Origin of the sequence: Saccharothrix sp. ST-888, from assembly GCF_000955975.1 — a bacterium.
GTDB lineage: Bacteria > Actinomycetota > Actinomycetes > Streptomycetales > Streptomycetaceae > Kitasatospora.
The window spans coordinates 46,199-70,523 of the sequence record NZ_JYJF01000017.1 but is presented as its reverse complement, the minus strand read 5'-3'; the positions used below and the strand labels follow the sequence as shown (position 1 = coordinate 70,523).

General features: G+C 73.6%; 18 protein-coding genes. 15 read left to right on the top strand and 3 right to left on the bottom strand.

Annotation, left to right across the window (positions count from 1 at the left end; translation table 11 throughout):
• Positions 1 to 51: 51 nt before the first annotated feature.
• A complete protein-coding gene (locus UK12_RS09280; RefSeq protein WP_045301635.1) occupies positions 52 to 858 on the top strand; it encodes a TlyA family RNA methyltransferase in 807 nt (268 codons plus the stop codon).
• A gap of 122 nt (positions 859 to 980) precedes the next feature.
• The gene (locus UK12_RS09275) at positions 981 to 1,883 is read left to right on the top strand and encodes an NAD kinase (protein WP_045301633.1); all 903 of its coding nucleotides are present in this window, start codon (positions 981 to 983) and stop codon (positions 1,881 to 1,883) included.
• 168 nt (positions 1,884 to 2,051) lie between these two features.
• On the opposite strand, the gene yczR is transcribed toward UK12_RS09275, so the two are convergent.
• The gene (gene yczR / locus UK12_RS09270) at positions 2,052 to 3,554 is read right to left on the bottom strand and encodes a MocR-like transcription factor YczR (RefSeq protein WP_045301631.1); all 1,503 of its coding nucleotides are present in this window, start codon (positions 3,552 to 3,554) and stop codon (positions 2,052 to 2,054) included.
• 124 nt (positions 3,555 to 3,678) lie between these two features.
• Here yczR and yczE point away from each other — a divergent pair, with 124 nt between their 5' ends.
• The 3 genes from yczE (at position 3,679) to UK12_RS09255 (ending at position 7,906) form a co-directional block, all read left to right on the top strand.
• The gene (gene yczE, locus UK12_RS09265; protein WP_156178617.1) at positions 3,679 to 4,377 is read left to right on the top strand and encodes a membrane protein YczE; all 699 of its coding nucleotides are present in this window, start codon (positions 3,679 to 3,681) and stop codon (positions 4,375 to 4,377) included.
• Between the two features lie 321 nt (positions 4,378 to 4,698).
• The gene (gene recN, locus UK12_RS09260; RefSeq protein WP_045301629.1) at positions 4,699 to 6,444 is read left to right on the top strand and encodes a DNA repair protein RecN; all 1,746 of its coding nucleotides are present in this window, start codon (positions 4,699 to 4,701) and stop codon (positions 6,442 to 6,444) included.
• Between the two features lie 280 nt (positions 6,445 to 6,724).
• Positions 6,725 to 7,906 carry a glycosyltransferase family 4 protein gene (locus UK12_RS09255; RefSeq protein ID WP_082119455.1) on the top strand — a complete coding sequence of 394 codons (1,182 nt, stop codon included), beginning with the start codon at positions 6,725 to 6,727 and terminating at the stop codon, positions 7,904 to 7,906.
• A gap of 195 nt (positions 7,907 to 8,101) precedes the next feature.
• On the opposite strand, the gene UK12_RS09250 is transcribed toward UK12_RS09255, so the two are convergent.
• Entirely contained in the window at positions 8,102 to 10,099 is a 1,998-nt protein-coding gene (locus UK12_RS09250; protein WP_045301627.1) for a glycoside hydrolase family 15 protein, read from the bottom strand.
• Positions 10,100 to 10,813: 714 nt separating this feature from the next.
• Here UK12_RS09250 and UK12_RS09245 point away from each other — a divergent pair.
• The 10 genes from UK12_RS09245 to UK12_RS09200 all read left to right on the top strand — a co-directional run bounded on the left by UK12_RS09245 (position 10,814) and on the right by UK12_RS09200 (position 23,843).
• Positions 10,814 to 12,490, top strand: a complete 1,677-nt coding sequence (locus UK12_RS09245) for a CTP synthase (protein ID WP_269432003.1) — start codon at positions 10,814 to 10,816, stop codon at positions 12,488 to 12,490.
• A gap of 87 nt (positions 12,491 to 12,577) precedes the next feature.
• The gene (locus UK12_RS09240) at positions 12,578 to 13,219 is read left to right on the top strand and encodes an NUDIX domain-containing protein (RefSeq protein WP_045301625.1); all 642 of its coding nucleotides are present in this window, start codon (positions 12,578 to 12,580) and stop codon (positions 13,217 to 13,219) included.
• A gap of 234 nt (positions 13,220 to 13,453) precedes the next feature.
• Entirely contained in the window at positions 13,454 to 15,826 is a 2,373-nt protein-coding gene (locus UK12_RS36425; RefSeq protein ID WP_156178616.1) for a tetratricopeptide repeat protein, read from the top strand.
• Positions 15,827 to 16,067: 241 nt separating this feature from the next.
• Entirely contained in the window at positions 16,068 to 17,183 is a 1,116-nt protein-coding gene (gene ald, locus UK12_RS09230) for an alanine dehydrogenase (protein ID WP_045301623.1), read from the top strand.
• A gap of 700 nt (positions 17,184 to 17,883) precedes the next feature.
• Positions 17,884 to 18,759, top strand: coding sequence for a ParA family protein (locus UK12_RS09225; RefSeq protein ID WP_331386644.1), 876 nt, complete (start codon positions 17,884 to 17,886; stop codon positions 18,757 to 18,759).
• Positions 18,756 to 19,286, top strand: a complete 531-nt coding sequence (locus UK12_RS44990) for a hypothetical protein (RefSeq protein ID WP_045301619.1) — start codon at positions 18,756 to 18,758, stop codon at positions 19,284 to 19,286. Before UK12_RS09225 ends, UK12_RS44990 begins: the two co-directional genes overlap by 4 nt.
• Positions 19,287 to 19,490: 204 nt before the next feature.
• Positions 19,491 to 20,402, top strand: coding sequence for a segregation and condensation protein A (locus UK12_RS09215; RefSeq protein WP_197084696.1), 912 nt, complete (start codon positions 19,491 to 19,493; stop codon positions 20,400 to 20,402).
• Entirely contained in the window at positions 20,399 to 21,214 is an 816-nt protein-coding gene (gene scpB / locus UK12_RS09210) for an SMC-Scp complex subunit ScpB (protein WP_052681735.1), read from the top strand. Before UK12_RS09215 ends, scpB begins: the two co-directional genes overlap by 4 nt.
• Positions 21,215 to 21,288: 74 nt before the next feature.
• Positions 21,289 to 22,641 (top strand): pseudouridine synthase, encoded by a 1,353-nt coding sequence (locus UK12_RS44740; protein ID WP_045301617.1) that lies wholly within the window; start codon positions 21,289 to 21,291, stop codon positions 22,639 to 22,641.
• Between the two features lie 221 nt (positions 22,642 to 22,862).
• Positions 22,863 to 23,843: a MarR family transcriptional regulator gene (locus UK12_RS09200; RefSeq protein ID WP_045301615.1), complete on the top strand. Its 981-nt coding sequence runs from the start codon at positions 22,863 to 22,865 to the stop codon at positions 23,841 to 23,843.
• A gap of 67 nt (positions 23,844 to 23,910) precedes the next feature.
• Here UK12_RS09200 and UK12_RS09195 read toward each other — a convergent pair whose 3' ends face one another.
• A complete protein-coding gene (locus UK12_RS09195; RefSeq protein ID WP_045301613.1) occupies positions 23,911 to 24,273 on the bottom strand; it encodes a DUF952 domain-containing protein in 363 nt (120 codons plus the stop codon).
• Between the last annotated feature and the right edge of the window lie 52 nt (positions 24,274 to 24,325).

The following is a 24,325-nucleotide window of genomic DNA, read 5'->3' as shown; positions in this document are numbered from 1 at the left end:
GGCCGAGTACGAGCAGTAGCGCAAGCAGTAGGAGCTGAAGCACCAGTGGCAGTGGCACGACGCCGACTCGACGCGGAGCTGGTCCGCCGCAAGCTGGCCCGTTCGCGTGAGCACGCGAGCGAGCTGATCGCGGCGGGCCGGGTGACCGTCGGAGGCACCACCGCGACCAAGCCCGCGACGCAGGTGGAGACCTCGGCGGCGGTGGTGGTGGCCAAGGACGAGAACGACCCCGACTACGTGTCGCGCGGCGGCCACAAGCTCGCGGGCGCGTTCGCGGCCTTCGTCCCCCAGGGGCTGGTGGTGGAGGGGCGGCGCGCGCTGGACGCGGGTGCGTCCACCGGAGGTTTCACGGACGTCCTGCTGCGGGCGGGCGCGGCCCGGGTGCTGGCGGTGGACGTCGGCTACGGCCAGCTGGCCTGGTCGCTGCAGAGCGACGAGCGGGTCACCGTGATGGACCGGACCAATGTCCGGGAGCTGACGCTGGAGCAGATCGGCGGAGCGCCGGTCGATCTGGTGGTCGGCGATCTGTCGTTCATCTCGCTCGGTCTGGTGCTGCCCGCGCTCGCGGGCTGCTGTGCCGAGGACGCGGACCTGGTGATGATGGTCAAGCCGCAGTTCGAGATCGGCAAGGAGCGGCTGGGCAGCGGCGGAGTGGTCCGCAGCCCGCAGCTGCGGGCCGAGATGGTCCGTCAGGTGGCCGGTCAGGCGTGGGCACTGGGACTGGGCGTGCAGGCGGTCACGGCCAGCCCGCTGCCGGGGCCGTCCGGGAACGTCGAGTACTTCCTGTGGCTGCGCCGCGGTGCCCCGCAGCTGGATCCGGCCGAGGCGGAGCGGGCGGTGGCGGAGGGCCCGCAGTAAAGAGCACCGGGGTCCGTTTGACAGCGCCCCCGGATAGGGTGCTCTGCAGGCGTCCGACCGTCATGCTGAGTGGCGGCCGTACCGGGCCAAGGGCGACCCGGCAGGCGTAGGGAGAGGGCAGCATGAGCGAGGAACGTACGGTCTTCCTGATCGCGCACACCGGCCGCGAGGCCGCGCTGCGCAGTGTCGAGGGGCTGGTGCACGGTCTGCTCAAGGAGGGGATCAGGATCAGGCTGCTCGCCTCGGAGGCGGTCGGCCTGGATCTGCCCGACGGGGTGGAGCGGGTGCCCGGGGGGCACGGTGCGGCGGACGGCTGCGAGCTGATCCTGGTGGCCGGGGGTGACGGCACGCTGTTGCGGGGCGCCGAGCTGGCCAGGGAGTCCGGGCTGCCGATGCTGGGCATCAACCTGGGCCGGGTGGGTTTCCTGGCGGAGGCCGAGCGGGACGACCTGGCGGTGGTGGTCGAGCGCGTGGTCAAGGCCGACTACGAGATCGAGGACCGGATGACGCTCGACGTCCTGGTCCGCACCAACGGCGATGTGCTGCACGAGGACTGGGCGCTGAACGAGGCGTCGATCGAGAAGGCCGCGCGGGAGCGGATGCTGGAGGTCGTCACCGAGGTGGACGGCCGTCCGGTCTCCAACTTCGGCTGCGACGGGGTCGTCCTGTCGACGCCGACGGGTTCGACTGCGTACGCCTTCTCGGGCGGTGGCCCGGTGGTGTGGCCGGAGGTGGAGGCGCTGCTGATGGTGCCGATCAGTGCGCACGCGCTGTTCGCCCGGCCGCTGGTGACGTCGCCGAACTCGGTGCTGGCGGTGGAGGTCCAGCCCAAGACGCCGCACGGTGTGCTGTGGTGCGACGGCCGCCGCTCGGTCGAACTCCCGGCCGGGGCACGGGTGGAGGTCCGCCGGGGCAGCACACCGGTACGGCTGGCGCGGCTGCACCGGGCGCCGTTCACGGACCGGCTGGTGGCCAAGTTCGCCCTGCCGGTGACGGGTTGGCGCGGGCGCGGCGGGGCCTGCTGAAGATCGTTCGAGGGGCACGGGGAGAGTTGCGCGAGCGGGCAGGCGGAGCGGAGGCGCGGGGCTCCGCTCGATCCACTGCGGGTGTGATCGGCCGCGCGACTCCGTAGCGGGTCCGGCGCGCTGTTCCCCGCGTCCTCCACGGGGCCGCACGCCCCCGTGGGTGCGCCCTCAGACGGCGAGGGGCGGTGTGCCCTCGGCGGTCTGCCAGCGGCCGGTCGCGGCCAGCTCGGCGGCGGTGGCGAGGCGGGCGACCGCTGCCTCGGCGGCCGGGGCCGGGACGGTGAAGGGGATGCGGATGTGGTGCTCGAAGGCGCCGTCCACGCCGAAGCGGGAGCCGGCCGCGATCCGGACGCCCGTCCGTTCACCGGCCTGGCCCAGTGCGGCTCCCGAGAGCCCGCCGGTGGAGACCCAGACGCAGAGGCCGCCCGCCGGGCGGGCGAACTGCCAGTCGGGAAGGTGCCGCCCGAGTGCGGCGGTGAGGGCTTCGGCGCTGGAGCGCAGCCGTTCGTGCCGGTGGGCGCGGACCTCGTCGAGGCGTTCGGTGAGCATGGCGGCGGCGATCAACTGGTCGAGGACGGGCGTGCCGACGTCGGTGTAGACCCGGTCGGAGGCCAACTGCCGTACCAGGGCGGGGCTCGCCCGCAGCCAGCCGACCCGCAGGCCGCCCCAGAGGAGCTTGCTGCCCGAGCCGATGGTGACGACCTGGGCGGTCCGGTCGAGTGCGGCCATCGGCCGGGGGAGGTCCTCGGGGTTCACGCCCCAGCCCAGTTCGGCGGGCGTCTCGTCCACCACGACGGTCGTCCCGGCGGTGCGGGCGGCGGCGAGCAGCTCGCGGCGCTGCTGCTCGTCCATCAGGGCGCCGGTCGGGTTGTGGAAGTCCGGGATGAGGAAGGCGAGCCGTGGGGCGGCGCCGCGCAGGACCTTCTGCCACTCCTGGACGTCCCAGTGCGGCAGGGCGGTCGGGCCGCCCGGCCAGGTGTGCGGGACGGGCACCAGGCGGGCGCCGCTGCGGCGCAGTGACTGGAGGGTGTGCGCGTAGCTGGGGGCTTCGACCGCGACCCGGTCGGCGCGTGAGGCCAGTGCCCGGCGGGCCAGGTGCAGGGCGCCCATCGCGCCGGTGGTGACCAGGATCTGGTCCGGGGTGGTCGGCAGGCCGCGGTCGGTGAAGCGGCGGGCGATGGCCTCCCGCAGGACGGGCACGCCGGTCGGGTAGTGGCCGTGCCCGGAGGCGTACGCGGGCAGCTGTTCGAGTGCGCGGGCGGCGGCCTCGCCGAGGTACGGCTGCGGGGCGGGCAGTGCGGCCACGCCGAGGTCCAGGACGTTCTCCTGCTCGTCCGGCGGGACCGGGTGCAGTGCGTCGCTGGGCGGCCGGCTGCCCTCGGGCAGGGTGGTCCAGCTGCCGGAGCCGCGGCGGCTGCGCAGGTAGCCCTCGGTGCGCAGGGTCTCGTAGGCGGTGGCGACGGTGGTGCGGCTGAGTGCGAGGGCCTGGGCGAGTTCGCGTTCGGCGGGCAGTCGGGCGCCGACCGGCAGCCGTCCCTCGGAGACCAGGACCCGGACCTGTCCGGCCAGCGTCCGGTAGGCGGGCCGGTGTCCGGCGGGCTCGGGCAGCTGGGCGCTGCGCAGCAGCCGGGCCAGGGTGGGCGGGGTCACGACGCTCTGCCACTCGCTCATGGAATCAGTCCACCTGGCCTCGATTGGACCTGTATCAGGCCCGATTGGACTCCCCATGATGGCAGTGCGGCCATCGCGCCGCCAGGCACATCAGCACATTCGCACCGACCCGAGGAGCCGAGCGATGGCGACCGCGTCCCCGACCACCGCGTCCCCGACCACCGAGCGCACCGAGCCCCCGGCCGCCGCCGAGCGCGCGGCAGCCGGGAACCGGGCGATCTGGAGTACCGACCGGCTCGGCCGGCGGGCGCCGCAGCTCCTGGTCGGCCTCGGCCTGTACGGGGCGAGCATGGCACTGATGATGCGGGCCGGGCTGGGGGTCAACCCGTGGGACGTGCTGCACCAGGGTCTGCAGCGGCACCTCGGTCTGAGCATGGGCTCCTGGGTCACCATCACCGGCGCCCTGGTGCTGCTGCTGTGGATACCGCTGCGCCAGCTGCCGGGTGTCGGGACGGTCGGCAACGTCCTGATCCTCGGCGCCATGATGGACCTCACCCTCGGCCTGGTCGCCACCCCTCACGGCTGGGCGGCGCGGATCGCGCTGCTGGCCGCCGGCATCGTGCTCAACGGCCTGGCGACCGGCCTCTACATCGGGGCCCGGTTCGGGCCGGGGCCGCGCGACGGTCTGATGACCGGACTGCACCGCCGTACCGGTCGCTCCCTGCGGCTCATCCGTACCGGCATCGAGCTGACGGTGGTGACGATCGGGATCCTGCTCGGCGGCACCGTCGGCGCCGGGACGATCGCGTACGCGCTGGCGATCGGGCCGCTGGCCCAGTTCTTCCTGCGCTGGTGCGCGGTGCCGCGGCGGGCAGGCTCCTGAGGGCGGTCACGCGGGCGGCCGGCGACCCGGGGCACGGCGCGAATCCGGCGAAGACCGCCTGCGGGCAGACTGCGGCGGTGGGTGGTAATCCCGCGCGAGCGTCGGGACGGCACGCTGTGCTCGGCGGGAACCCGTGCGGAGCCGAACCGTCCGCTTCGCGCGGTCCCCGACGGTCCCGGGGCGCCGCCGGGGCCGGGTGCTACACGCTCGGTGGCCGCTCGCGCACGGAGTCGATGGGGACGATGCCGGATGGGATGAACTTGCACCGCCCGGACCTCGGCTCGTCGCGCGGTGGGGGTCGGACCTCGTAAGGTCGTCTCCGTGTTGGACGAGATGCGGATACGGGATCTTGGCGTCATCGACGACGCGGTGGTCGAACTGGCGCCCGGCTTCACCGCGGTGACCGGCGAGACCGGCGCGGGCAAGACCATGGTGGTGACCAGCCTCGGTCTGCTGCTCGGCGGCCGGGCCGACCCGGCACTGGTGCGGGGCGGCTCGGACCGGGCGGTGGTCGAGGGCCGCATCGAGCTGCCCGCCGGCTCCCCGGCGGCCGCCCGAGCCCTGGAGGCCGGGGCCGAGCTGGACGACGGCGCGCTGCTGATCAGCCGTACGGTCTCCGCCGAGGGCCGCTCGCGCGCCCACGTCGGCGGTCGGTCGGTCCCGGTCGGCCTGCTCGCCGAGCTCGGCGAGGACCTGATCGCCGTGCACGGCCAGACCGACCAGCAGCGCCTGCTGCGCCCCTCCCGCCAGCGCGGCGCGCTGGACCGGTACGCGGGCGAGGCGGTGGCCGAGCCGCTGGCCCGCTACCGCGAGGTGTACCGGAGCCTGCGCGAGGTCTCGGCCACGCTGGAGGAGCTGACCACCAAGGCCCGTGAGCGGGCCCAGGAGGCGGACCTGCTGCGCTTCGGCCTGGAGGAGATCGGCGCCGCCGAGCCGGTCGCCGGGGAGGACGTCGAGCTGGCCGCCGAGGCCGAGCGCCTCGGCCACGCCGACGCGCTGTCCGGCGCCGCGACGCAGGCCCACGCCGCCCTGGCCGGTGACCCGGCCGACCCCGACTCGCTGGACGCGGGCACCCTGCTCGCCCAGTCCCGCCGCGCCCTGGAGGCCGTCCGCCACCACGACGAGCGGCTCGCCGCCCTCGCCGACCGTCTCAACGAGGTCGGCTACCTGCTCGCCGACGTGGCCGGCGACCTGGCCGGGTACGCCGACGACCTGGACGCGGATCCGGTCCGGCTGGCGGCAGTCGAGGACCGCAGGGCTGTGCTGTCCCAGCTGGTGCGCAAGTACGGCGGTCCGGAGAACTCGCTCGCCGAGGTACTGGAGTGGGCCGAGGCGGGCTCGCTCAGGCTGGCCGAACTCGACGGCGACGACGGCCGGATCGACGAGCTCGGCGCCCAGGAGACCGCGCTGCGCGCGGAGTTGGCCGAACTGGCCGCCGAGGTCTCGGCCGCCAGGCACGCCGCCGCCGACCGCTTCGCCGCCGCCGTCTCCGCCGAGCTGGCCGAACTCGCCATGCCGCACGCCCGGGTGAGCTTCGCGATCAGCCAGGTCGAGGACCTCGCGGGCATCGAGATCGACGGCCGCACCGTGACGTACGGGCCGCACGGCGTGGACGAGGTCGAGGTGCTGCTCGCCCCGCACCCCGGCGCGCAGCCGCGGCCGATCGCCAAGGGCGCGTCCGGCGGCGAGCTCTCCCGGGTGATGCTGGCCGTCGAGGTGGTCTTCGCCGGCGCCGACCCGGTGCCCACGTACCTCTTCGACGAGGTGGACGCGGGCGTCGGCGGCAAGGCGGCGGTCGAGATCGGCCGTCGGCTGGCCAAGTTGGCCCAGTCCGCCCAGGTGGTCGTGGTGACCCACCTGCCGCAGGTGGCCGCCTTCGCCGACCGGCACCTGGTGGTGGTGAAGACCAACGACGGCACGGTGACCCGCAGCGGCGTCAAGGTGCTGAACGACGAGGAGCGGGTGCGCGAGCTCTCCCGGATGCTCGCCGGCCTGGAGGACTCGGAGTTGGGCCGCGCCCACGCCGAGGAACTCCTCGCCACCGCCCGCGCCCCACGGGCCGACTGAGCGGTGGCGGCTGGCGCCCCGGGACGGTCCTGCCGACCTGCCCGGGGCCTTCGCGCCCAGACCGCCGGGCGACACTCCCGCGCCCCGCGCCCTTGAACGGGGGCGCCCGGCCGGCTGCGGGTCCGGGGGAGCACGACGCGCCCGCGAGACCCACCGACTGTCCAAGACCCCTCCCGACCTGGCATGGTGGCGGCTGGACACTGGCATCCCAGTCCCGAGCGGCGCTCGCGGATACTCCCGCAGGCGGCGTGAGTTCGTGAACGAGTCGGAGCGAGACGACGTGGACCATTCCGCGACCCGGGCCACCGGCACCGGCCCCACCGCGGCCCAGGAGAGCCGGGGCCAGCTGCACGTGGTACTCGTCCTGTCCGCGAGCACCGGCGGCATCGGCGCGCACGTGCGCTCCCTCGCACAGGGCCTGGTGGCGCACGGCGTCGGCGTGACCGTCTGCGGCCCCGCCGGGACGGACTCGCTGTTCGGCTTCTCCCGCACCGGCGCCAGGTTCCACCTGGTCGACATCACCCCGACCGCCGGGGCCCGCAGCGACGCCACCGCCATCGGCGAGCTGCGCCGCGCCTTCACCGGCGCCGACGTGGTGCACGCCCACGGCCTGCGGGCCGGCCTCCTCTCCGACCTGACGCTGCGCACCGCCGGACGCTTCCCGGGACTCCGCCCGCAGACCCCGCTGGTGGTGACCTTCCACCACGCGATGCTGGCGACCGGTATGGAGCGCCGGCTTCAGCGGCTGATGGAGCGGCGGGTGGCGCGGGCCGCCGACCTGGTCCTCGGGGCCTCCTCCGACCTGGTCGCCCGGGCCCGCGAGCTCGGCGCCACCGACGCCCGGCTCGGCCCGGTCGCGGCCCCGCCGATGCCACCCGGCGACCTCGGCCGGGAGGCGTCCCGGGCCCGGCTGCTGGGCGACCGTCCCGACCGGCCGGTGGTGCTGGCGATCGGCCGCCTGGTCCAGCAGAAGTCCTTCGGCCTGCTGCTGGACGCGGCCGGGGCGCTGGGCGAGCACGACCCCCTGGTGGTGATCGCGGGCGAGGGACCGGAGGGTGCCGGGCTGCGGGAGCGGGTCGCGGCGGAGCAGCTGCCGGTGGAACTGCTCGGCTACCGCACCGATGTGCCCGACCTGCTGGCCGCCGCCGACCTGGTGGTGGTGAGCAGCCGCTGGGAGGCCCGCTCGCTGGTGGTCCAGGAGGCGATGCGGGCGGGCGTGCCGGTGGTCGCCACGAGCGTCGGCGGCATCCCCGAACTGGTCGGCGAGGCCGCGGTCCTGGTGCCGTACGGCGATCCGGCCGCACTGGCGTCCGCCGTACGCGAGCTGCTGGCCGACCCGGACCGCAGGGCCGCGCTGGCCGCGGCCGGCCACGCCCAGGCCGAGACCTGGCCGGACGAGGCGGCCACGGTGGCGCAGGTGCTCAGCACGTACGACGAACTGGTCCAGCGCAACGGCAACTGAACCGGCCACCCGGGCCGGGTGACCCCGAACAACCGGGTCATGAACAGGGGCGCGGGGAACTGCGCGATCAAGCCGCTACGAAGGTGCGGGGTTTCTCGCGCAGTTCGCCGCGCCCCTGTTTCGCTTGCCCGATCGCGCAAGGTCCCCCGGGCCCCAAAGACAACCCCCAGCGCCCCTGAACCCCTCCGGGAGGGGCTACATCATGGCCTGCTCGGTGCGGTCGGCCGAGCGGAGGTCGGGCTGGGCGGAGAGGTAGGCGCCGCCGCAGGCGGTCAGCCGGAGGGCGGTGTCGATCAGCGGCACGTGGCTGAACGCCTGCGGGAAGTTGCCGACCTGCCGCTTGGCCCGCGGGTCCCACTCCTCGGCCAGCAGCCCGAGGTCGTTGCGCAGCCCGAGCAGCCGGTCGAACAGTTCGCGTGCCTCGGTGACCCGGCCGATCATCGCCAGGTCGTCGGCGAGCCAGAACGAGCAGGCGAGGAAGGCGCCTTCGTGGCCGGACAGGCCGTCGACGTTGTCGCCCTGGGCGTCGTGGGTGGGGTAGCGCAGCACGAAGCCGTCCTCGGTGGACAGTTCGCGCTGGATCGCCTCGATGGTGCCGATCACCCGCTTGTCGTCCGGCGGCAGGAAGCCCATCTGCGGGATCAGCAGCAGGGAGGCGTCCAGTTCCTGGCCGCCGTAGTACTGGGTGAAGGTGTTGCGGTCGGGGTCGTAGCCCTTCTCGCAGACGTCCGCGTGGATCCGGTCGCGCAGTTCGCGCCAGCGCTCCAGCGGGCTGCCGTCCTGGATCTCGGTGGGGTACTGCTCCAGCAGCTTGATGGTGCGGTCGACGGCGACCCAGGCCATCACCTTGGAGTGGACGAAGTGCCGACGCGGGCCGCGGACCTCCCAGATGCCCTCGTCGGGTGCGGTCCAGTGCTGCTCCAGGTAGCTGATCAGCTTGAGCTGGAGGTGGTGGGCGTGGTCGTTGCGGACCAGTCCGGTCATGTGGGCCAGGTGCAGGGCCTCCACCACCTCGCCGTAGACGTCGAGTTGGAGCTGCCCGGCGGCGCCGTTGCCGATCCGGACGGGGGTGGAGCCCTCGTAGCCGGGCAGCCAGTCCAGCTCGGACTCGGTGAGCTCGCGTTCGCCCGCGATGCCGTACATGATCTGCAGGTTCTCCGGGTCGCCGGCGACCGCGCGCAGCAGCCACTCGCGCCAGGCGCGGGCCTCCTCGCGGTAGCCGGTGCGCAGCAGCGAGGAGAGGGTGATCGCGGCGTCCCGCAGCCAGGTGTAGCGGTAGTCCCAGTTGCGCATCCCGCCGATGTCCTCGGGCAGGGAGGTGGTGGGGGCGGCGACGATGCCGCCGGTCGGGGCGTAGGTGAGGGCCTTGAGCGTGATCAGCGAGCGGACCACCGGCTCCCGGTAGGGGCCCTGGTAGGTGCACTGGCCGACCCAGTCGCGCCAGAACTCCTCGGTCTGCGTGAGTGCCGCCTCGGCGTCGGGCGCGCTGGGCGCGGGCAGGTGGCTGGCCTGCCAGGTGAGGGCGAAGGCGATCCGCTCTCCGGCGGCGACGGTGAAGTCGGCGTAGGTGGTCAGGTCGCGGCCGTACGTCTCGGCCCTGCCGTCCAGCCAGACCGAGTCGGGCCCGGCCATGGCCACCGTGCGGTGGCCGCCGTCGGGCTGCTCGACCCGGTGCACCCAGGGGGTGATCCGGCCGTAGCTGAAGCGCATCCGCAGGGCCGAGCGCATCCGGACCCGTCCGGAGACGCCTTCGACGATCCGGATCATCTGCGGGACCGCCTCGGGCCCGAGGAGCGCGCGGGGCGGCATGAAGTCGATCACCCGGACACTGCCGCCCCGGGCGTCCCACTCCTGTTCGAGGATCAGCGAGTCGCCCCGGTAGCGGCGCCGGTCGGCCGGTACGGCCGGGGCGGCGGCGGTGGCCGGGACCGGCTGCATCTCACTCGAATCGGTGAAGCTCGAATCGGTGAAGGGCGAGCGGTGCGGCGGTGCGGCCGGGGTGGTCTCCCCGTCGACGGGTTCGGCCGGGCCGATCCGCCAGAACCCGTGTTCATCGGTGCCCAGCAGCCCGGCGAAGACGGCCGGCGAGTCGAATCTGGGGAGGCAGAGCCAGTCGACGGCCCCGTCCCTGCTGACCAGGGCGGCGGTCTGCATGTCCCCGATGAGTGCGTAGTCCTCGATACGGCCGGCCACGTGAGTCTCCAGTTCGCAATTTGGGCGGCGGCAGCGCAGACGGTGGGAGGCAGGCGGTCTGCGGGGCCGGAGCCCGGGCTGGGCGGCCCGCCGGGGGCCTCCGCCGGGTGCGGGGAGGTCCGTGGGCGCCCGGCGAGGCTGTGGTGGGCCCCTGGCCTGGACGGGTGAACTGGTACGGGAGGTGTCCGGTCGCGCATCGGGGACCAAGAGGTGTCGTCCTGACCCCCTCGCCCTCCGCGTGCTCTGCTGTCGGCGATGCGTCCGTGCAGGATACGTCGGTGGGAGGGGGTGCGGCACGTGCAGAGCGCCGCGTTGGGACGCCGTCACGCCTGTGATCGGCAAAGTGGTCCGAGAGGATGGTCGAAGAAGGTCCGGACGGACCATGCGGAGGTGATCCTTCCGGGCCCCTCCGTACGGTGCCGGGATCACCCGGGCAGGGTGGTTGTCCGGACCCCCGTCCCGGACCCCCGTCCCGGGCGGCCGGACAACCCGGACGGACGCGCCGCAGCGGCCCGGAACGCGTCCGGTGCAGCTCGCTGATACCCTGGTATCCCGTGGACTGGTGGGATCAACCACCCCGGATCCGCCGACCCGACGACCCCGCCGGAGCCCCCTCCGGGCTCTGGGGCCGAGTGCGAACTCCTCGTCGGCGCGGAGATGCGGGCAGTCCTCCACCGGAGTCACCTTCGACACGCGACCCACGGGAGCCCCCTCTTGGCACAGCCCCATTCCGGCAAGGCAGCGAACGGCCGCGCCGTGACGACCAAGCACCTCTTCGTCACCGGGGGTGTCGCCTCTTCACTCGGCAAGGGCCTCACCGCCTCCAGCCTCGGCGCCCTGCTCAAGGCGCGCGGACTGCGCGTGACGATGCAGAAGCTCGACCCCTACCTCAACGTGGACCCGGGCACCATGAACCCGTTCCAGCACGGTGAGGTCTTCGTCACCGACGACGGCGCCGAGACCGACCTCGACATCGGTCACTACGAGCGCTTCCTCGACACCAACCTGCACGGCTCGGCGAACGTCACCACCGGCCAGGTGTACTCGACGGTCATCGCCAAGGAGCGCCGCGGCGAGTACCTGGGCGACACCGTCCAGGTCATCCCGCACATCACCAACGAGATCAAGTCCCGGATCCGCCGGATGGCGACCGAGGACGTCGACGTGGTCATCACCGAGGTCGGCGGCACCGTCGGCGACATCGAGTCGCTGCCGTTCCTGGAGGCCGTCCGCCAGGTCCGCCACGAGGTCGGCCGGGACAACGTCTTCTTCGTGCACGTCTCCCTGCTGCCGTACATCGGCCCCTCGGGCGAGCTGAAGACCAAGCCCACCCAGCACTCGGTGGCCGCACTGCGCAACATCGGCATCCAGCCGGACGCCATCGTGCTGCGCGCCGACCGCGAGGTCCCGCAGGCCATCAAGCGCAAGATCTCGCTGATGTGCGACGTGGACGAGGAGGCGGTGGTCGCGGCCATCGACGCCAAGTCGATCTACGACATCCCCAAGGTGCTGCACGGCGAGGGCCTGGACGCGTACGTGGTGCGCCGGCTGGACCTGCCGTTCCGCGACGTGGACTGGACCACCTGGGACGACCTGCTGCGCCGCGTCCACGAGCCGCAGCACATCGTCAAGGTGGCGCTGGTCGGCAAGTACATCGACCTGCCCGACGCGTATCTGTCGGTGACCGAGGCGCTGCGCGCCGGCGGATTCGCCAACAACGCCCGCGTCGAGATCAAGTGGGTCACCTCCGACGACTGCCTGACCCCCGAGGGTGCCCAGGAGCACCTCGGTGACGTGGACGCGGTCTGCATCCCCGGCGGCTTCGGCGACCGCGGTGTGGACGGCAAGGTCTCCGCTATCACCTACGCCCGCGAGAACAAGCTCCCGCTGCTGGGTCTCTGCCTGGGCCTGCAGTGCGTGGTCATCGAGGCCGCCCGCAACCTGGCGGGTCTGCCGGAGGCCAACTCCACCGAGTTCGACTCCGCCGCCAAGTACCCGGTCATCTCCACCATGGCCGAGCAGCTGGCGATCGTGGACGGCAAGGGCGACCTGGGCGGAACGATGCGCCTGGGCCTCTACCCGGCCAAGCTGGCCGAGGGCTCGATCGTCCGCGAGGTGTACGGCGGCGAGCAGTACGTCGAGGAGCGCCACCGCCACCGCTACGAGGTCAACAACGCCTACCGCGCCGACCTGGAGAAGACCGGCCTGCAGTTCTCGGGCCTGTCCCCCAAGGGTGACCTGGTCGAGTACGTCGAGTACCCGCGCGAGGTGCACCCCTACCTGGTCGCCACCCAGGCGCACCCGGAGCTGAAGTCCCGCCCGACCCGCCCGCACCCGCTGTTCGCGGGTCTGGTGGCCGCGGCTATCAAGATCAAGACTGACGGCCAGTAAGGGCCCTTCGTCGGACGGCGGTCGTGCGGATCTTCGCACGGCCGCCGTTTGGCATAGGTTGGGCCCGAGCGACCGAAGGGGAGATCGATGACGGACATTCAGCAGATCAGGGACGTGGCGGAGGACTGGCCGGTGCGCGAGTCCTCGGTGCCGTTCCAGGGGCGGGTCACCGGTGTGCGCACCGACGAGGTGCTGATGCCCGACGGCGGGTACGCCCGCCGCGACTACCAGACCCATCCCGGCTCGGTCTCCGTCCTCGCCCTCGACGACCAGCAGCGGGTGCTGATCCTGCGCCAGTACCGGCACCCCGTACGCCAGCGGCTCTGGGAGCTGCCCGCCGGGCTGCTCGACGTCCCCGGCGAGAACCCGCTGCACGCCGCCCAGCGCGAGCTCTACGAGGAGGCGCACTGCAAGGCGGGGGAGTGGCGGGTGCTGGTCGACTTCTACACCTCGCCCGGCGGGACCGACGAGGCGCTGCGGCTCTTCCTCGCCACCGACCTCGCCGAGGCCGAGGGCGAGCGCTACCAGGCGCACGGCGAGGAACTGGAGATCGAGACCGCCCGGGTGCCGCTGGACGACCTGGTCCGGCTGGTCCTCGCGGGCGAGCTCCACAACCCGACGCTGGTCACCGGGACGCTGGCACTGCACGCGGCCCTCACCGGCTCCGGCCTGCCCGCGCTGCGGCCCGGCGACAGCCCCTGGCCGGCCCGGCCGTTCCCGGGGAACTGACGGGCGGTCGCCGTTCCCCGTACTTCCGACGGTGGCACGGCCGCTGACGGCCGGTTGATCCGGCGGGGTGATTTGCCGGTTGGTACTACCGGTGTCACCCCGGGTCCGTCGTACGGTCGAACTACGCTTCGCGGACGGACCTACGGCGGGTCCGTCCGGGCTCGGGGCGTGCGTGCAGGGGCGGGCCGGGCCGGGGTTCGGCAGGGGCTGGTCGGCTGGTCAGGAGTGACGCAGGTGACGAGGAAGACGGCGACGATGGACGCACGGCCCACCGAGCACGACGCGAGGGACCGGCTCCCCGCCGTCCCGGCGCTCTTCAGCGGCCGGCGGACCGAGCTCGCGGCCCTCGCCGCAGCCGCCGCCCGCCCGGTCCGGGGCCGCTCCCCGGTCGTGGTGCTGGCCGGGCGGCCCGGTTCGGGGCGCACCACGCTCGCCGTGCGGTTCGTCCGCTCGGTGGCGCGGGCGTACCCCGACGGAGTCCTGTTCACCCGCCTCTCCGCGCCGGACGGCAGCCGGCTCCCGCCGGGCCAGGTCGCCCGGCTGCTGCTCGAACAGCTCGGCCCCGTCCCGGACGCGGTCCTGGTACCCGGCGGCGGGGACGGCGCCGACGGACCGGCCTGCGCCGCGCTGCGCAGGGCACAGGCGGGCCGGCGCCTGCTCTTCCTGCTGGACGACGTACGCGACGCCGGGCAGCTGTGGCCGCTGCTCGCCGACGAACCCGGCTGCCTGCTGGTCGCCACCACCGCGGGGCCGCTCACCGGGATCGAGGACATCGATCCGGTCATCCTCGGCGGTCTGGACCAGCCCTCGGCCGGTGACCTGCTCAGCGGCCTGGTCGGCGGCACCAGGATCGGCTGCGACCCGGTCGGCGCGGCCGACCTGGCCGAGGCGTGCGGTGCCGGCCCCGCCGCGCTGCGTCTGATGGCCGGCTGGCTGCGCAGCAACCCGAAGGCCGCCGTGACCGAGGCCGCGCGTGCGCTGTCGCAGGCCGGGCCGGCGCCCGCCGCGAAGACCACCGCCACCGTGGTGGCCCAGGGCGGGGCCGGCAGCCGGGTCGCCCTGGTGAAGAACCGGACGCTGCGGAGCCAGGCCGGACCGCGGGACGAAGCGCTGGTCGCCGTCCCGGCGGGCGCTCCGGCCGGCGACCCGGCCGCCCCCGGCGCCGTGGCGCGCCTGATCGGGCCCGCGGTGCGGCGTGGAACGGGCGGCCCCGCGGCGCGGGCGGCCGCGGGGGACGGCGACGGCGCCGGGCGCGGGCCCGAGCGCGCGAACGGCCGGCCGGGCGACGGCGGGGGAGCCCGGACGGCTCCCGGCGGCACCGAAGCGGTCCGGGCCGACGGCCCCGGCGCCGGTGAGGCGGGCCGGGGGCGGCAGGGGGAGGGCCACGAGCGCGCCAACGGGCACAGCCGGCCGAACACCGGCGCAGGCCCGACGGGACCGGGCGACCAGGGGCGGGCGGGGACGCCCGGGCGGCAGCGCGGCGGCCAGGAGGCCGAGGTGGCGGCCCAGGGGCCGGTGCCGGTACCGGACACCGACCCGCTCAGCGCGGCGTTCGATCTCACCTACCGCTCGCTGACCGCCGCGCAGGCGCGGATGCTGCGGATGCTCACCCTCGCCCCCGCCCAGCTCGCCGATCTGCGGATCGCCTCCGCCCTGGTCGGCTGCCCGGCGCCGGAGGCCGAGACGACCATGCGGCAGCTGGCCGAGCGGGAGCTGCTGGACGTGGAGCCGCCCGCCGCCGACGGCACACCGCGCTACCGGGTGCCCGGCCGGCTCTACCTGCGGCTGGTACGGCTGCGCGAGGGTGCCGACCGCCCGGCCGAGGTGCAGCTGGCCCGGGCCAGGATGCTGGAGCGGCTGGTGCGGCTGGTGGACTCGGCCCGCCAGCTGCTGGACCCGGCCGCCGGCCCGGTGACGGACCCGCTCCCGGGCCCGATCCGGCTGCGCAGCGCCGCGCAGGCCGCCGACTGGCTGCTCGGCGAGCGCGAGTCGCTGTTCGGCGCGGTGGGGGAGGCGATCGGCCAGGCGGATCTGGACGGATCGGCGGGGCGGCTGGTCACCGCGCTGCTGCGGGCCCTGCCGCTGACCGGCGCCGCCGCCCCGGCCGACCTCTACCAGCTGCACGGCCTGGTGCTGAAGGTGGCCGAGCGCAGCGGAGCCACCCGGCGGGCCGCCGCCGCCCTGCTCAACCTGGGGGACCTGCAGGCCGCCGCCGGACGCTGGGAGCAGGCCGCCGCCCGCTACCGCGCCGCCCTGGACCACGCCAGGTCCGCCGCCGACGATCCGGTCTGCGCCCGTGCGCTGGAGGGAGTCGGCGAGTGCCACCGGGCGCTGGGCGACCCGGTCAGGGCGGCCGACTGGTACGGGCGCGCCCTCGCGCTGCGCCAGGCCCGGGGCGACCGCCCGGCGGAGGCCCGGCTGCTCGCCAGGACGGCCGAGGCCCATGCCGGGCAGCGCCGTTTCGAGGAGGCCGACCGCGAGTACCGCACCGCCCTGGCACTGCTGCGGCGCCTCGGCGACGAGCGCGGCCGGACGGTGCTGGCGGGGGCCCTGGAAGCCTTGCGGCAGCAGGCCGGGGAGGGGTCGGATCGACCCTCCCGAGAGTAATGTCTTAGATGTGTGGTTGGTCGCTATTGGCGGCGTGATCCCGTCACAAGCCTACGAAAGTGCCAATGTAACGAGCTGATTTATTCAGTTTGGAAGGCTGGCGGATTCGCTGGGCTTCATTACACTCGACAGCAGTCGCGCAGCGAAGTGTGTCTCGGTGTCTTCCGATGGCTTCTCCCGTGCGCGTCGCCCGCCGGTCTTCTCCGGTAGGGACCCCCATGGCAAGAGGACGTGTTTAGCCGTGAAGGTCGGCATCCCCCGCGAGGTCAAGAACCACGAGTACCGCGTGGCCATCACGCCCGCCGGCGTGCATGAGCTGGTCCGCAACGGACACGAGGTCGTCATCGAGGACAACGCCGGTGTCGGCTCCTCGATCACCAACGAGGAGTACGTGGCCGCCGGTGCCACCATCCTCCCCACCGCCGACGAGGTGTGGGCCGCTGCTGACCTGCTGCTGAAGGTCAAGGAGCCCATCGCGCAGGAGTACCACCGCCTGCGCAAGGGCCAGACCCTCTTCACCTACCTGCACCTGGCCGCCGACCGCGCCGGCACCGACGCGCTGGTCGCGTCCGGCACCACCGCGATCGCGTACGAGACCGTGCAGCTCGCCAACGGTGCCCTGCCGCTGCTCGCCCCGATGTCCGAGGTGGCCGGTCGCCTGGCCCCGCAGGTCGGCTCGTACCACCTGATGCGTCCGGCCGGCGGCCGTGGCACCCTCCCCGGTGGTGTGCCCGGCACCCACCCGGCGAAGGCCGTCGTCATCGGCGGTGGCGTCTCCGGCTGGCACGCCGCCACCATCGCCATCGGCATGGGCTACGACGTGACCCTGCTCGACCGCGACATCAACAAGCTGCGTGAGGCCGACCGCATCTTCGGCACGAAGATCAAGGCCATCGCCTCCAACGCCTACGAGCTGGAGAACGCGGTCCTGGAGGCCGACCTGGTCATCGGCGCCGTGCTGATCCCGGGTGCCAAGGCCCCGAAGCTGGTCACCAACGAGCTGGTCTCCCGGATGAAGCCGGGCTCCGTGCTCGTCGACATCGCGATCGACCAGGGCGGCTGCTTCGAGGACTCGCGTCCCACCACGCACGCCGAGCCGACCTTCCAGGTCCACAACTCGGTCTTCTACTGCGTGGCCAACATGCCGGGCGCCGTCCCGAACACCTCCACCTACGCGCTGACCAACGCGACGCTGCCGTACGTCGTCGAGCTGGCCAACCGCGGTTGGAAGGAGGCGCTGCGCCGCGACGCCGCGCTGGCCAAGGGTCTGAACGTCCACGAGGGCCAGATCACCTACGCCGCTGTCGCCGAGGCCTTCGGCCTGGAGTCCATCTCCCTGGACAGCGTGCTCGCCTGATTGCGCATCAGCTGAACGGCTCGCCCCGGTAGGGCGGTGCCACGCCCCCGACCCTCCTTCCCTGCCCGCCAGCTGGCAGGGGGAGGGCCGGGGGCTTCAGCATGCCCGGAGCCGGTGGCGGGGGCCGAGCGATCTTGTGATGTCAATTTATGTGCAACACGTCACCCGCCCGCTGCGGCAGGGAGGGTGACCCGCCCGCCGGGCGGCGGTGACCTCCGCAGAAACGTCAGGGTCATGGACTCGCTCGGCCCTTGACAGCGAGCGGTCCGACGGCCGACACATCCGGCCCACTACCGTGGATTGTGTTGCTGCGAACGCCGCAGACGGCCTAGAGTCGCAAACCGTCGGCATGCTGCCACGCTGACGAATCGACATAGAGTCCTGGATGCCCAAGGAGGTAAGACGACTTGTGAATGAGTCGACATTTGCTCCCGGGGGTGGTCAGCCAGGACTGGCGGAGCACGCCGCCGGACAGCCGAACGAGGAGCTCACGGCCCGGCAGGCCACGGTGGGTTCGGTGGAGGTCGGCTCGGTCGCGGTCCGCACCTTCGAGGCACGCCAGACCTCCGGCGTCACCGCCACCGTCACCGACTACGACGCCGACCTGGCCGCCCACGGCCTGATCTACGGCGACTTCGCCTACGGCTCGTACGACGACCCGGATGCCGAGTACGAACCCGATCCGGAGTACGCCGCCACCTTGGCCCCTGACGCAGCACGCCAACGCCGTGAGCGGATCGGCCCCACCGGCCGCCCGCAGCCCTACTTCCCGATCCCCGCGCCGCTGGCCGAGCACGGCCCCGCGCAGATCATCGCGATGTGCAACCAGAAGGGCGGCGTCGGCAAGACCACGTCGACCATCAACCTGGGTGCCGCGCTCGCCGAGTACGGCCGCCGGGTGCTGTTGGTCGACTTCGACCCGCAGGGCGCGCTCTCCGTCGGACTGGGCGTCAACCCGATGGAGCTCGACGTCACGGTCTACAACCTGCTCATGGAGCGGGGTCTGACGGCCGATGAGGTGCTGCTGAAGACCGCCATCCCCGGCATGGACCTGCTGCCCTCCAACATCGACCTCAGCGCCGCCGAGGTGCAGCTGGTCAGCGAGGTGGCCCGGGAGTCCGCGCTGGCACGGGCGTTGAAGCCGCTGCTGCCCGACTACGACTTCGTCATCATCGACTGCCAGCCCTCGCTGGGCCTGCTGACGGTCAATGCCCTGACGGCCGCTCACAGCGTGATCGTCCCGCTGGAGTGCGAGTTCTTCGCGCTGCGCGGTGTCGCGCTGCTGACCGAGACCATCGAGAAGGTCTGCGAGCGGCTCAACCCCGAGCTGCGCCTGGACGGCATCCTGGCCACCATGTACGACTCGCGCACCGTGCACAGCCGCGAGGTGCTGGCCCGGGTGGTCGAGGCGTTCGGCGAGCACGTCTTCCACACCGTGATCGGCCGGACCGTCCGCTTCCCGGAGACCACGGTGGCCGGCGAGCCGATCACCACGTACGCGACCAACTCGGTCGGTGCCGCCGCCTACCGCCAGCTCGCCAGGGAGGTGCTCGACCGGTGCCGCCCCGCCGAGTGAGTCTCCCGGGGGCCGACGAGCTGTTCCGGACCACGGGCGGGATGGCGCTGTCGCCCTCCCTCGCCCGGCCGGCCGAGGCGCCCAGAGCGGAGACCGCCCGCGCGGCCGAGCCCGGCACCGGGCCGGGGTCGGCGGACGCCCCGAATCAGTCGCCCGGCGGCCGCCTTGAGCAGCCGCGGCCGGCCGCCGAGAACGCCGCGGGCGTCCCGCAGCAGGCCCCCGGGCGGCAGCCGCAGGGGCCGGCCTCGGGCGAGGAGCAGACGGGGGAGGCCGCCCGGCGGGCCCGCTCCCGGAGCCGGGCCGCCCGGCGGCCCACCGGGCGCGAGCGGCACGACGAGAAGATCACCGTGTACGTGTCCGCCGAGGAGCTCATGGACCTGGAGCACGCCCGGCTGGTCCTGCGCGGTGAGCACGGGCTGGCGGTGGACCGCGGCCGGGTGGTCCGGGAGGCCATCTCGGTCGTCCTGGCCGACCTGGAGCAGCGCGGTGAGGCGAGCATCCTGGTGCGGCGGCTGCGCGGCCGCTGAAGCCCGGATCGAGGTTCTGCGGAGCCGGCCCGGTACCACTCGGCGAGCCGTGCGCCCCTGGGCGCGAGGGACCGCCCGCCCGGCCGCCGCGAAGGCGCGGGGTCTGCCGCGCACGCAGTCGACCGGATGGAGTCCCGAGCCCCCCGGGGGGTTCACCACGTGCCTGCGGCGTCGGGGAGCCGGGGTGGGTGAAGATGGACCGTCATGTCGAGCACCGTTGAACCCGCAGGGGCCGTCCGGCCCGCCGTCGAGGCCGGTGAGGCCGGCGCGGCCGGCGGGGCACGGGCCGGGTTCCTGGTGCGGCTGGACAACTTCGAGGGCCCGTTCGACCTGCTGCTCAGCCTGATCGCCAAGCACCGGATGGACGTCACCGAGGTGGCGCTCTCCAGGGTCACCGACGAGTTCGTCGCGCACATCCGGGCGATGGGCCCCGACTGGGACCTGGACGCGGCGACCGAGTTCCTGGTGGTCGCGGCCACCCTGCTGGACCTCAAGGCGGCCAGGCTGCTGCCCGCCGCCGAGGTCGACGACGAGGAGGACCTCGCCCTGCTGGAGGCCCGCGACCTGCTCTTCGCCCGGCTGCTCCAGTACCGCGCGTACAAGCAGGTGGCGGCGGTGCTCGGCGACCGCTGGGAGAGCGAGCTGCACCGGCGGGCCCGCAGCGTGGGCCTGGAACCGCACCACGCCGGGCTGCTGCCCGAGGTGGTGCTCGGCATCGGCGCCGAGCGCTTCGCACAGCTGGCGGCGAAGGCGATGGCGCCCAGGCCGGCGCCGGTGGTCTACGTGGACCACATCCACACCCCGCCGGTCAGCGTGCGCGAGCAGGCCGCCCGGGTGGTGGACCGGCTCAGCGCGCTCGGTTCCGCGACGTTCGAGCAACTGGTGGCGGACGCCGAGTCCACCCTGGTGGTGGTCGCCCGCTTCCTGGCGCTGCTGGAGCTGTACCGGGAGCGGGCGCTGGACTTCGAGCAGCCCCAGGCGCTGGGCGAGCTGCTGGTGCGCTGGGTCGCCGAGCCGGACCGGCCGGTCGAGGTCACGGACGAGTTCGACCGCCCGCCGGGGGCGGAGGACCGGGAGACGGCCCGGGAGACGGCCGAGGAGGGTGCGGCATCGTGACGGAGCAGCCGGACGGAGCCGGGCGGCCGAGGCCGTCCAGGCGGGCCCTGGGCGTCCCGGGGCAGCCCAGGGCGCAGGAGTGGCAGGACTCCGCCTACGGTCCGCTGGAGCCCGCCTGCGACCTCGGGGAGCAGTCCGCCGCCCCGGGGGAGCAGCCTGCCGGTGTGGCCGCAGGGCCGCCGGTGACCGGCGACGGCGTGCCGGTGCGGGCCGCGCTGGAGGCGATCCTGCTGGTGGTGGACGAGCCCGCCACCGAGGCGCACCTGGCCGAGGTGCTGGAGCGTCCGCGCGCCGAGGTGGCCGCCGTGCTGCGCGAGCTGTCCGCCGAGTACACCGCCCAGGGCCGCGGCTTCGACCTGCGGCAGGTGGCCGGGGGCTGGCGGTTCTACACCCGGAGCGAGTGCTCACCCGCCGTGGACCGCTATGTCCTGGACGGCCGGCAGTCGAGGCTGACCCAGGCCGCGTTGGAGACGCTGGCGGTGATCGCATACCGGCAACCGGTGTCGCGCGGCCGGGTCTCCGCGGTACGCGGTGTGAACTGTGACGGCGTGATGCGTACCCTGGTACAGCGAGGACTGGTGGAAGAGACCGGGTCCGAGCCCGAAACAGGTGCGATCCTGTATCGGACGACGAACTACTTCCTGGAACGGATGGGGCTTCGCGGCCTGGACGAGCTGCCGGAGCTCGCACCCTTCCTGCCCGAGGTCGACGACGTGGAAGCGGAGTCCCTCGAAGGCACGATGATCGCGGAGGCGGTCGCCGCCGCACGTGCGGTGGGCGGCGGAGACGAGGCCGGTCGGGCTCGTGTCTGATCGGGCAGGGGGCGGTGAGGTCGGCCGAAACGACTTGCACACTCCCCAGACGGATACGACGTACGGACATTTTGATGCGTAGCAGTGGCAACGGCAGGAACAGCGGCGGCGGTGGCGGCGGCCAGAGCCGTGGTGGACAGGGCGGGGGCCGGGGCGGCTCGTACGGCGGCTCCCGGGGCGGCTCGTCCTACGGCGGCGGCAGTGGCGGCAGCGGCGGTGGCCGTGGCGGCCAGGGCGGCCAGGCCGGCGGGCGGGGCGGTTCGTCGTCTTCGCGTGGTGGCGGTTCGTACGGGCGTGATGGTGGTTCGTACGGTGGCGGTTCGTCGTCTTCGCGTGGCGGCGGTTCGTACGGGCGTGACGGTGGTTCGTACGGTGGCGGTTCGTCCTCCTCGCGCGGCGGTGGCTCGTACGGGCGTGACGACCGGCGGCAGGGCTCGGGGTCGGGGAAGGGCCAGCCGCGTCCGGAGGAGCGCCGTTACGACCGGCCCGAGTACGGTGGCGGCCCCAACGCCACGCCGGGCCGCAGCAGCTTCGGTGCCCGGAAGCCCTCGCCGGCCCCGCGGCCGCGCCGTGAGGGCCAGGGCGCCCCGGGCGACCCGCGCCGTCAGCCGCAGCGCTCGCGTGAGCTGCAGGCCCGGATCGAGGACGCGGTGCTGGCCCGGCACGACAAGCCGGCCGTGAAGCTGCCCAAGACCTTCGGCGAGCCCGAGGGCGAGCGGCTGCAGAAGGTGCTGGCGCGGGCCGGTATCGGCAGCCGTCGCGCCTGCGAGGAGCTGATCGAGCAGGGCCGGGTCGAGGTCAACGGCCTCCTGGTCACCGAGCAGGGCAAGCGGGTGGACCCGGAGAAGGACGAGATCAAGGTGGACGGCCTGACCGTCGCCACCCAGTCGTACCTGTTCTTCGCGCTCAACAAGCCGGCCGGCGTGGTCTCCACCATGGAGGACCCGGACGGCCGCCAGTGCCTGGGCGACTACGTGACCAACCGGGAGACCCGGCTGTTCCACGTCGGCCGCCTGGACACCGAGACCGAGGGCATCATCCTGCTCACCAACCACGGTGAGCTGGCCCACCGCCTGACCCACCCCCGCTACGGCGTCACCAAGACCTACCTGGCGGCCATCCAGGGCCCGATCCCGCGCGACCTGGGCAAGCAGCTCGCGCAGGGCATCGAGCTGGAGGACGGCTTCGCCCGCGCCGACAGCTTCAAGGTGGTCTCGAACGTCGGCAAGAACTACCTGGTCGAGGTCACCCTGCACGAGGGCCGCAAGCACATCGTGCGCCGGATGCTGGCCGAGGCGGGCTTCCCGGTGGAGAAGCTGGTCCGGACCCACTTCGGCCCGATCGCCCTGGGCGACCAGAAGTCGGGCTGGCTGCGCCGTCTGACCAACCCGGAGGTCGGCCAGCTGATGCGCGAGGTCGGTCTGTAAGGCCCGGTGTTACCGGTCCGTAGGACCTGGTGATGAGGGCCTCCCCGCCGTTCGGCGGGGAGGCCCTCTGCTGTCCTGCGGGGACGGGGTGTGAGCCTGGCCGCACCGGGTTCCCCCCGGCTTGTCAGCCGCTCGATCCGTGGCGCACGATTGCCAGCAACTGGCGCCCGGCCGGATGGCGGGAGTGCGCCACCCGGGGAGCTCGTGGGGGAAGGAACGTCGTGCTCGACGCATTCGGAGTGCTCGGTCTTGGTCGGCCGGACGGACAGCTGTACGCGGCGCTGGTGGCCGCGCCCCAGTCCACCGCCGAGGAGCTCGCCGACCAGTGCGGACTGACGCTGCAACAGGGCCGGGCGGCCCTGGACCGGTTGGCCGAGCAGGGCATGGTGACCCGCGGCCCGGTCGACCGCGAGCGTTACCTGGCCGTCGCCCCCGACGTCGCCATCGGCACTCTGATCGGCCACCGCGAGGCCCAGCTGCGCGGCGCTCGCGCCGAGATGCACCGGCTGATGGACGCCTTCCGGGAGGCCAGCCGCTTCACCGACCCCGCTCACTCGGTCGAGGTGCTGACCGGCGGTGAGGCCATCGCCCAGCGGCTGGAGCACCTGGTCGGGACCGCCCAGTACCAGGTGCGCGGCTTCGACTGCCCGCCCTACATCCAGGACCCGGTGGCCGCCCTGCCCCGGCAGCGCCAGCGGCTCAAGGCCGGGCTGAAGTTCCGCGCGATCTACGACAAGGAGGCCGTCGCCTGGCCCGGGCGGCTGGAGAAGGACATCCTGCCCGGTGTCGCGGACGGCGAGGAGTGCAGGGTCCGGCCGGTGCTGCCGATGAAGATGATGATGGCCGACGACCGGATGGCGATCATCCCGATCAGTGTCGGCGACGCCGTCCTGGACGCCGCGTACGTGGTCCATCCGTCCGCCCTGCTCCAGGGCCTGGACGCGCTCTTCGAGGCGGAGTGGGAACGGGCGGTCCCGCTCCAGGCGGCGATCGGCACCGGGAGCGAGGGCTCGGGCCCCGAGGAGGACCACCGCAAGCTGCTCGGCCTGCTCGCGGCCGGGCTCACCGACGAGTCGATCGCCCGGTCGCTCGGCTGGAGTGCCAGGACCACCCAGCGGCGGTTGCAGACGCTGATGCGGCAGCTCGGCGCGACCACCAGGTTCCAGGCCGGGATGGCGGCCCGGGAACGCGGCTGGCTGTAGGCCCGGTCGGGGCTCCTCGGGGCGGAGCCCGGCGCGTCTGCGCGGGGCCGCCGCACGGCGGAGGAGCTCAGCTCCAGGGCTGGAGGGCGTTCCAGCGGCCGTCCGGGCCGCGCTCGACCTTCTCCAGCCCGATCACCGCGGTCCGGTTGAGGCGCCCGTAGATGTGCGGGAACAGCACGCCCGGGGTCGCACCCGGCGGTGGTGCGCCGTGCGGAGCCTCCCACTTCACCATCGGCTCCACCAGGCTCTCCTCGATCAGCAGGGCCATCAGCGGCTCCGGTGCCTCCTGGTAGAAGGCGTTGGCGACGGCCAGCGTGGTCTGCTCGTCGGCCGAGCAGTGGATGAAACCGTCGGTCAGCAGGGAGGTGGTGGCATACGGCCGCCCAGGGTCGCGGAGCCAGTCGTCCAGGGGTGCGAGGTGGTAGATCATGTGTCTTTTTTACCGTATTTGTACCGGAGTTGACGGTTCTGTGCGGTGCCGG